10 protein-coding genes and 2 pseudogenes are annotated in these 8,617 nt (G+C 70.0%); 5 read left to right on the top strand and 7 right to left on the bottom strand.

The window, feature by feature from the left end:
- Positions 1-24 precede the first annotated feature (24 nt).
- From AB0N03_RS31280 to AB0N03_RS31295, 4 genes are read left to right on the top strand one after another with little or no spacing between them, the layout of a single operon-like run.
- A complete protein-coding gene (locus tag AB0N03_RS31280) occupies positions 25-1,338 on the top strand; it encodes an MFS transporter (protein ID WP_364378889.1) in 1,314 nt (437 codons plus the stop codon).
- Positions 1,335-2,096, top strand: a complete 762-nt coding sequence (locus AB0N03_RS31285; protein WP_364378892.1) for an SDR family NAD(P)-dependent oxidoreductase — start codon at positions 1,335-1,337, stop codon at positions 2,094-2,096. The genes AB0N03_RS31280 and AB0N03_RS31285 overlap by 4 nt, the downstream gene beginning before the upstream one ends.
- The gene (locus AB0N03_RS31290; RefSeq protein ID WP_364378895.1) at positions 2,096-3,709 is read left to right on the top strand and encodes an FAD-dependent oxidoreductase; all 1,614 of its coding nucleotides are present in this window, start codon (positions 2,096-2,098) and stop codon (positions 3,707-3,709) included. Before AB0N03_RS31285 ends, AB0N03_RS31290 begins: the two co-directional genes overlap by 1 nt.
- A gap of 44 nt (positions 3,710-3,753) precedes the next feature.
- On the top strand, positions 3,754-4,629 hold the full coding sequence (locus AB0N03_RS31295; RefSeq protein WP_364378898.1) for an alpha/beta fold hydrolase: 876 nt from the start codon (positions 3,754-3,756) through the stop codon (positions 4,627-4,629).
- 555 nt (positions 4,630-5,184) lie between these two features.
- On the opposite strand, the gene AB0N03_RS31300 is transcribed toward AB0N03_RS31295, so the two are convergent.
- The 7 genes and pseudogenes from AB0N03_RS31300 to AB0N03_RS31330 all read right to left on the bottom strand — a co-directional run bounded on the left by AB0N03_RS31300 (position 5,185) and on the right by AB0N03_RS31330 (position 7,925).
- A complete protein-coding gene (locus AB0N03_RS31300) occupies positions 5,185-5,745 on the bottom strand; it encodes a transposase (RefSeq protein ID WP_364378901.1) in 561 nt (186 codons plus the stop codon).
- Positions 5,688-6,263, bottom strand: a complete 576-nt coding sequence (locus AB0N03_RS31305) for a transposase (RefSeq protein ID WP_364378904.1) — start codon at positions 6,261-6,263, stop codon at positions 5,688-5,690. The genes AB0N03_RS31300 and AB0N03_RS31305 overlap by 58 nt, the downstream gene beginning before the upstream one ends.
- A gap of 246 nt (positions 6,264-6,509) precedes the next feature.
- Complete coding sequence (locus AB0N03_RS31310; protein ID WP_364378989.1) at positions 6,510-6,836, bottom strand: alpha/beta hydrolase; 327 nt, start codon at positions 6,834-6,836, stop codon at positions 6,510-6,512.
- The gene (locus tag AB0N03_RS31315; protein WP_364378906.1) at positions 6,808-7,068 is read right to left on the bottom strand and encodes an integrase core domain-containing protein; all 261 of its coding nucleotides are present in this window, start codon (positions 7,066-7,068) and stop codon (positions 6,808-6,810) included. Before AB0N03_RS31315 ends, AB0N03_RS31310 begins: the two co-directional genes overlap by 29 nt.
- A 103-nt stretch (positions 7,069-7,171) precedes the next feature.
- Positions 7,172-7,441: pseudogene (locus AB0N03_RS31320) on the bottom strand (IS3 family transposase); the annotation flags it as partial.
- A gap of 1 nt (position 7,442) precedes the next feature.
- A pseudogene (locus tag AB0N03_RS31325) lies at positions 7,443-7,562 on the bottom strand (hypothetical protein); the annotation flags it as partial.
- Between the two features lie 150 nt (positions 7,563-7,712).
- Entirely contained in the window at positions 7,713-7,925 is a 213-nt protein-coding gene (locus tag AB0N03_RS31330) for a transposase (RefSeq protein ID WP_364378909.1), read from the bottom strand.
- Between the two features lie 167 nt (positions 7,926-8,092).
- Between AB0N03_RS31330 and AB0N03_RS31335 the strand changes: the two genes are divergently transcribed.
- A partial coding sequence (locus tag AB0N03_RS31335; RefSeq protein WP_364378992.1) for a hotdog domain-containing protein occupies positions 8,093-8,617 on the top strand: 525 nt, incomplete at its 3' end.

Genomic DNA, 8,617 nt, shown 5'->3' on the forward strand with positions numbered 1-8,617 from the left:
CACCGACGTCGAAGGCGGTCACCGTTGACCCACACCTCACCGGCTCTGCACCCGGAGACGACCTCGCCAGCCAGACGCCGAGCCGTCGCGGCGAACCTCATCGGCACCGTGCTGGAGTGGTACGACTTCTACATCTACGGCACGGCCACCGCGCTCGTGTTCGCCCCGCTGTTCTTCCCCGCCGCGAGCCCGGTCGCCGGAACGCTGGCGGCCCTCGCCACCTACGCGATCGGCTTCGTCTTCCGGCCCGTGGCGGGCATGGTGCTCGCGCGGTGGGGCGACACGATCGGGCGCAAACGCCTGCTCATCCTCTGCCTCGTGCTGATGGGCGCCTCGACCGGTGCGATCGGGCTGCTCCCGACGCACGCCCAGGCCGGGCTGGCCGCCCCGGTCCTGCTCGTGATGCTGCGGCTGGTGCAGAGCCTGGGGGCCGGCGCCGAATACGGCACCGCGGTGACGATGACCTCGGAGTACTCGACCGCCGGACGGCGCGGGCTGTACGCGACCGTGCCGGCCCTCGGCGTCGGACTGGGGATCATGCTCGGCACCGCCGCCTTCTCGCTCATGTCACTGCTCCCCCGTCAGTCCTTCTTGGACTGGGGGTGGCGGCTGCCGTTCCTCTTCGGGTTCTGCCTCGTGTTCGTCGGGCTCTACCTCCGGCTGCGCGTGGCGGAGTCCCCGGAGTTCGAGCGACTGCAGGCATCCGGGACGCTGGCGGCGAGTCCGCTGCGGGAACTCCTGCGCACCGGCCGCAAGCACTTGGTCCTGGCGTCCCTCGCCCGGTCGACCGAGTCCGTCTGCGCCCAGCTGTTCAACGTCTTCGCGATCTCGTACTGCACCGCGCAGCTCGGGATGAGCGCCGGGCCGGCCCTGACCGGGGTCCTGGTGGCGAACGCCGTCGGGCTCGCGGTGATCCCGCTGAGCGGGCACCTGGCCGATCGCGTGGGCCGCCGACCGGTGTTCCTCTTCGGACTGTTCTTCCTCGCCGCGTTCGCCTTCCCGTTCTTCTGGTTGCTCGAGACGCGGAACCCACTGCTCGTCATCGTCGCGCTGGTGCTCGCCTACGGGCTCGGCGTCAAGGTCATCCTCGCGGTGTCCGGCGCGTACCTCGCCGAGATGTTCGAGCCGCGGGTCCGCAACTCGGGGGTCACCATCGCCCGCTCGCTTTCCGATCCGCTGGGCGGGTTCACCCCGTTGATCGCGTCGGCGCTGTGCGCGGCGACCGGTTCGTACTGGGCGATCGGAGCGCTGCTCGTCGCCCTCGCCCTCACTTCGGCGGGAGCCGTCCTGGCGAGCCCGGAAACCCGTGAGCCCTCCCCGAAAGGTGTGTCATCGTGAACTTCCCCGCCGAGCAAGGTCATCCCGTGACCCGTGACGGGATCGACGGCCTGCGCGTCCTGGTCGTCGGAGCCGGGAACGGCATCGGCGCCGGAGTCGCCGAACTGCTGCTGGCCTCGGGCGCGGTGGTCGTCGGCAGCGACCTGCCCGCGGTGCGGCGGCCCCTGCCCGGTCCGACCGGCTGGTTGCCCGTCGACCTCACCGATCCCCCGGGTGTGCGGGAAATGATCGGCGGTGCGACGCGCACCCTGGGCCGGCTCGACGGGGTCGTCAACTGCGTCGGCATCCTCGGCCACCCTGCACCCGCGGCCGAGGAACCGATCGAGCACTTCGAGCACGTGCTGCGCGTCAACCTCACCGGGGCGTTCGCGCTGTCCCAGGCGGTCCTCCCGGTGATGGCCGCCGCCGGGTACGGCCGTCTGCTGCACATCGCCTCGATGGCGGGCAAGGACGGCAATGCCGGGATGACCGGGTATTCCGCCTCAAAGGCCGGGCTCATGGGCATGGTGAAGGCACTCGGCAAGGAGTACGCGACGACCGGCGTCACGGTGAACGCGGTCGCTCCGACGATGGTCGAGACGACCCTGATCCGGGGGATGTCCGACGAGCAGGTGGCCCGGCTCCGCACCCTCATCCCGATGGGACGGCTCGCCGCGGTGGCCGAAGTCGCCGCGCTCGTGCGGTGGGCCATTTCCCCGGCCGCGTCGTTCACCACGGGGTTCACCTACGACCTCTCGGGCGGGCGGGCGACGTACTGATGGCCGGCTGGGACCACGAAGCCGACTTGCTGGTGCTCGGATCGGGTGCGGCCGGGCTCACCGCCGCGGTCGTCGCCGCGCACGCGGGTCTGTCCACCCTCGTCGCCGAGAAGTCGGAGTGGGTGGGCGGAACCACGGCCCGCTCGGCGGGCACGGTGTGGGTTCCGGGACACCGGCAGCTGGCCGACCCCCGCGCGGACGTCGCCGAGGCGGCCCGCTATCTCGACGCGCTCGTCGGTGACCGCGGTCACCGGGACCTGCGCACCGCGTACCTCCGGTACGCCCCCGAGGCCCTGGACCACCTGCGGGATCTGGGAATCGGCTTCCGGCACACGGCCGGCGCCGTCGATTACCACCCCGAGGTGCCCGGAGCGGGCGTCGGACGGGCCCTCGAACCGGAGCCCTTCGACGGACGGCGTCTCGGCCGGCAGGCCTTCGGGCGAGTCCGCCGCCCGGTGCGGGAATTCACGCTCCTCGGCGGGACCTTGATGCTCCGCCGGGCCGAAGCCGACCAGCTGGCAGCCGCCTTCACCGGGGAAACCGTCCAGGCCGCGTCGACGGCGGGCCGCCTGGGCCTGCGCTGGCTGCTCGACCGCGCCGGTGGCTATCCCCGAGGCACCCGCTTGACCATGGGCAACGCGCTCGTCGCCGCCCTCTACGGGCGCTTGCGGGCGACGTCGGCGGAGGTGTGGTTCACCGCCCACGCCGACGAGCTCGTCGTCGACGAGCGCGGCCGGGTCGAGGGAGCGGTGCTGCACCGGCGGGGCGTGGTCAGCCGGGTCCGCGCCCGGCGCGGCGTCGTCCTGGCCTGCGGTGGCTTCGCCGCGAACCCCGCGCTGCGAGCCGAATACCTGCCTGAGCCCGTCGCCCAGTTCACACCGGCCGTGCCGGAAGCCACCGGCGACGGCCTGCGCCTCGCCCAGACGGTCGGCGGTGCGCTCGGCGCGCCCCAGGACGACAACGCGATGTGGTTTCCCGGTTCTCTCGGCCGGCGCCGCGATGGCAGCACGGCGGTCTTCCCGCACATCTGGGACCGCGCCAAGCCCGGCATCGTGGCCGTCGACCGAGGCGGACGCCGGTTCGTCGACGAGTCGATGTCCTACCACCGCTTCGTCCGCGCCATGTACGCCGCCCGGCCGGGCCCGGCGGTGCCGGCGTGGCTGGTCACCGACGCGGCGGCGCTGCGGAAGCACGGACTCGGGATGGTCCGGCCGTACCTGCCGCGAGCCGTGCTGCGGCGGCACCTCGGAGATGGCTACCTGCGGTCCGGCCCCACCGTGCGCGCGCTGGCCGCGAAGATCGGCGTCGATTTCGACGGGCTGGAGCACACCGTGGCGGCGCGCGGAACCCTCAGCCGGCCGCCCTTCTACGCCGTCGCCACCTTCCCGACACCCTTGGCGACCACCCTCGGGGTGCGGACGGACACCGACGCCCGCGTCCTCACCGCAACCGGCGAACCCGTGCCGGGTCTGTACGCCTGTGGCGACGACGCGAACTCGATCACCGCGTCGGAGTACCCGGGCCCCGGGTGCCGGATCGGCGGCGCCTTGACGTTCGGCTACCTCGCAGCCCGGCACGCAGCGCGGTATATCCGGGAAGGCAACGGACTTTGACCAGCACGCCGCCGAACCGGCGCACGATCCTCGGGAGCGCACTGATGGCCGGATTCGGGCCGCCGCCGGGTCACGGGAAGGCAACCGGAACGGACTTCGTCCTAGTGCACGGCGCATGGCACAGCAGTGCCGCCTGGACCGACGTGAGCTTCGAGCTCGCGACGGCGGACGCGCGCGCCTGCGCCCTCGACCTGCCGGGCGCGGGACCGAACGCCCGCTTCCCGGTGTCGTACCTGACCGCCGGGCAGCAGGGGCTCACGGCCGAGGCCTCACCGCTGCGGGACTTGACGCTGGACGACACCGCCGACGCCGTCGTGGCCGCTCTCCGACGGCTGCGCGGTGCCGGGCGCAGGCTCGTCCTGGTCGCGCACAGCCTCGGCGGGCTCACGGTGACGCGGGCCGCGGAGAAGGCTCCCGAGCTGGTCGACCACATCGTCTACATCGCGGCCCTCGTGCCCACGCTGCTGGGATCGGCCGGCGCCTACCTCCGCCTGCCCGAAGCCGGCCCCCGCTACCCGGACCTCTACATCGGCGACCCGGCGGCGATCGGGGCGACCCGGATCAACTTCCGCAGCACCGACGCCGGCTACCGCGACCTGCTGCACCGCACCTTCTACGGCGACGTCGACGAGGAGCGCTTCCTGGCCTTCGCCAACGGTCTCGTCCCGGACAACCCCACTCGGATCGCCGCGGCCGAGGTCGGCGCGACTCGGGAACGGTGGGGCTCGATCCCGCGCTCATACGTGCTGACGACGCAGGACCGGGTCGTCACCCCCGCGCTCCAACGAAGGATGATCGACGACGCCGACCGGTTCGCCCCGGCCCACCGCTTCCGGATCGGCTCGCTCGAGAGCAGCCACTCACCCTTTGCTTCGCGATCGAAGGAACTGGCGCGGCTGATCCGGACGCTCGCGGCGTAAGGCCTACGCCGACATGGACTAGTTCTGATGGGTGGCAACCGCCACAGGGTTCATCAAGAAAACGACCAGGATAAGCGCGAACGTGCGCGCAGACTTATGAGCAACGAGACTTCGAGTGACGGAATTTGTGATACCCCGGCTCGGCCGTCAGCTCGTCGGCGCCCTCGGCGGCAACAGCGAACTCGTTGAACACCGAGTCGCCGCAACTGAGATGCAATTGGACAGGCGCGTCCACGCCTGCGCTTACGTGGGACTCCGAAACCTCCCGTCGAGGCAGGCTTTCCCCGATACAAGCCGACTCGAACGAACTGCTACCCCACAATGCGACGGGTAGGACGCACCCGTACCGGGTTGATGCGCCTTGGGCGGGTTCACCGTGATGGTAGGTGGCAGGCGCCTGCCATAGCGACCGAGTTTCGACCGCAGTGATCCGCGCGCCCATCAGACCGGAGCGCTCTCATGGCTCCCCTTTATGTCGAGGGGTGACCCTGGCGGAGGTAGGCTTGCGGGTGGCGGGTTCGGGTTGTGGCTTGTCCGAAGGGCCGGTGTCTGGGGTCAGGCCGGCCACGCTGGATCGCAAAGTCGTCCCCGAGTGCCCTCGCGAATCTGCCGCATCACGCCGTTTCTGATCGGCCAGCATGCAGGCGTAGACGACGTTCGATAAGCGTCGTTTGAGGGCGCGCATCGCTTCCATCGACGTCTTGCCAGCCGCCTTCTTCGAGTCGAAATAGAACCGCCGGCGGTGGAATTGCGAAGCTGGACGACGCCCATGATGTGCAGTGTCCGGTTGATCCTGCGGTTACCGGCGCGAGACAAGCGATGCCGTTGCTGTTCGCCGGAGGACGCGTCCAGGGGCGCGGTGCCGTTCCAGGACGCGAACCGGTCCCGGTTGCTGAACCGGTGGATGTCACCGACGTCGGCCAGCAGCCGCGCGGCGCCGGACGGGCCGATGCCGTGCAGGTCCAGCAGCGTGGAGCCGCGGGCGATCACCAGCTCACGAAGATCCTTGTCCGCGGCCTTGGTCTTCTTGTCGATCGTTTCGAGTTCGGTGATCAACTCTACGACCAGACGGCGGCGGGTCTTGCCCACGATGTCCCGCGGTTTGATCGTCGCCACGAGGGCGCGGGCCTGGGTCGCGGACAGGAACTTCTTCGCACCGCCGGGAAAGAGCTCCAGCAGCAGCCGGTGAAGGCGGTTGACGGTTTGCGTCCTGGCGCGGCCGAGCTGTCACGGCGATCGACGAGCATGGCCCTCACGACCAGCTCGGGGTCGGCCTGCACTCGGACCAGGTTCGGTGCGCGCAAGGCGGCCAAGGCGACGGAGTGCGCGTCCACGGGATCGATCTTGCGGCCGTTGCCGGTGGCGAACACCCGCACCTGCGCGGACAGCTTCGCCGGCACGTCCAGCACCGTCTCACCGTCGTGGACCAGTCGGTGGGCGATATGCCGGCCGACGCCGTTGCAGCCTTCCACCGCCCATACCCGCTCGGTGAACCGGCGCCCAGTCAACAACATTTCCGTATAGCCGAGCTGGTCAGTGTTGAATTTCCCGACGGTGACCATGTCGCCGAACTCGTTGATCACCTCGATCGTGGCCGAGCGTTTATGCGGGTCCATCCCGATGATCACCGGCATGCGGTTCTCCTTGCCTCGACGCGTCGATGTCAGCAAGGAGGGCACCGCTACTTCGAGTCGAACAGACCCCTTTTCAGCCACTCCTCGCGCGGCGCTCGGTGAGACGCATGCCATGAGAGAGCCACACCAATGACGCTGGCAGGCAGCCGATTGTGGGAGCGACTCACCGAGCACCTGGACCAGAGTCTGGCCGGACCTGGTCCTGCCGCCCAGTCTCAAGTAGCCGAATAGCGGACGCATGTCCAGCTATTCCAGAAACTCGCCGACGGCGGTGATCCATTGCTCGGGCTGGTCGATATGGGCCATGTGTCCGGCGTCGTCGAGGACGACAGCACGAGCAGCCGGGATCAGCGCAGTGGTCTGCTCGAGCAACGCGACTGGGAAGGTCATGTCCTGGCGGCCGTGCAGCAGCAGAATCGGAATGCCCGAGGCGGCCAGTCGGACGGCCGCGTCGTCGCACTGCGGCGAGGGCCAGCCTGCCGGCCTGCCATGGCCGCAACCACTCGGCCGAGTGAGGTTCCCCCGGGGAACCGGACACCGGGGTTTATGCTGCGAGGGCGATATCTTGACGATAGCTCATGCGGGTTTCGTGGGGTGTTCGGTATCCGAGTGTCGAATGTAGACGGTCGTGGTTGTAGTAGCCGAGGTAGGCGAACACTGCGCGGCGGGCGTCGTCGCGGGTGACCCAGACCTTGGCCTCGATCTCGGTTTTGAGGGTCGCGAAGAACGACTCCGCGACGGCATTGTCGTAGCACGACCCGACCCGCCCCATCGACGGCCGCATACCCGCCGCCGCGAGCAGCACGGAAGGTCGACGAGGTGTACTGCTTGGGTTCAATCGGTCGTCGCAACACCAGCTCCGCACGCATGTGCTCCGCCATCGCGTGACCGGCGACTTCCCGAGTATGCAGGTCAAGCACGGTCGCCAAATACAGCCAGCCCTCCTGCGTAGGGAGATAGGTGATGTCGCCGACGAACCGCTGGCCGGGCGCGTCGGCGGTGAAGTCCCGGCGGATCAGATCCGACGCCGGTGCGGCGGTGTCCTGCTTGGTCAGCGACCGGCGTCGCCGGCGGCTGATTCCGGCGATCCGGCGCTCGCACATGATCCGTTCGACGCGTTTGTGGTTGACCACCGTGGCCGCGGCGGCGCAGTTCGACGGTGACCCGCGGGCAGCCATAGCGCCCACGGTGCTCGGCGTGGACCTCGGCGATCTCGGTGGCCAGTTCCTCCTCTGCCGCGGCATGGGCGGCTCTGACGGGCGCGGCCCCGATCCATTCGTAGAACCAGGGGCGGCGCACACCCAGGACCCTGCACAGCAGTGCGACGCCAAACGCGGCGCGGTGTTCGGAGATGAACCGGTAGCTGCAGGTCAACGACCCATCTCCTTCGCGAAATAGGCGGCAGCTTTCCGCAGAATCTCCTTCTCCACCTCCAGTTCCGCCACCCGCTTACGCAGTGCCCGCAACTCGTCTTGATCGGCGCCGCCCGACACGGCGGTCGGTTGCCCGGCCTGCTTCTCGGCGGTCTTGACCCCAGTTGCGCAAGGTCTCGTGGTTCACGCCCAGGTCGCGGGCGACCTGGCGCAGCGGACGCTGCGAGGTGCGGACCAACTCGACCGCGTCCTTGCGGAACTGCTCGGGATACTTCGACGAACGTGGCACCAGGACATCCTTCCCCAGACCACTGTCTGGGCTCAGAGTGTCCGGCCCGAAGGGGCAACCTCAGGCGGCGTGAGGGGCAAACCGACCTCCGAGTCACGGCTGACGTTGTCCCAGATCATGGACGACCACGACACCAACCTGATGGGTACCGTGCACGGCGGGTGCTCATGAAGCTCGTCGGCTCCCCGGCCGGCGGCGTCTCGGCTCGGCACTCCGAGGGTGCGTCGGTGACGGCGGCCATCGACGAAATGGTGTTCCGCGTGCCGGTGCGGGTCGGCGACGTTCTGCACCTGCGGGCCCAGGTCAACTGGGCCGGCCGGACCTCGATGGAGGTGGGGGTGCGCGCCACCGCCGACCGCTGGGGCCGGTCGGTGCCGCCGGTGCACGTCGCCTCCGCCAACGTGGTGCTGGTGGCGGTCGACGACGACGGTCTGCCACGACCGGTGGCGCCGGTCCTGCCCGAGACGGACGAGGACCACCGCAGGAACGCCGAGGCAAGGATCCCGCCGGGCCCGCCGGCTCGCCCGGCGTGCCGCGATCACGGCGTCGCGCACGGGCGCCTGAATGCCGTGGGGGGGGGGGAAACACCCCCCCCCCACCGCGCCCACAAACGCACCCCCCCACCCCCCGGGGGGGGGCTGACACCCGGGCGCCCGCGAGCGGGATGGGCGCAGCGCGCGCGCATCGGCGGG

This window comes from Amycolatopsis sp. NPDC051061, from assembly GCF_040682935.1.
Classification (GTDB): domain Bacteria; phylum Actinomycetota; class Actinomycetes; order Mycobacteriales; family Pseudonocardiaceae; genus Amycolatopsis.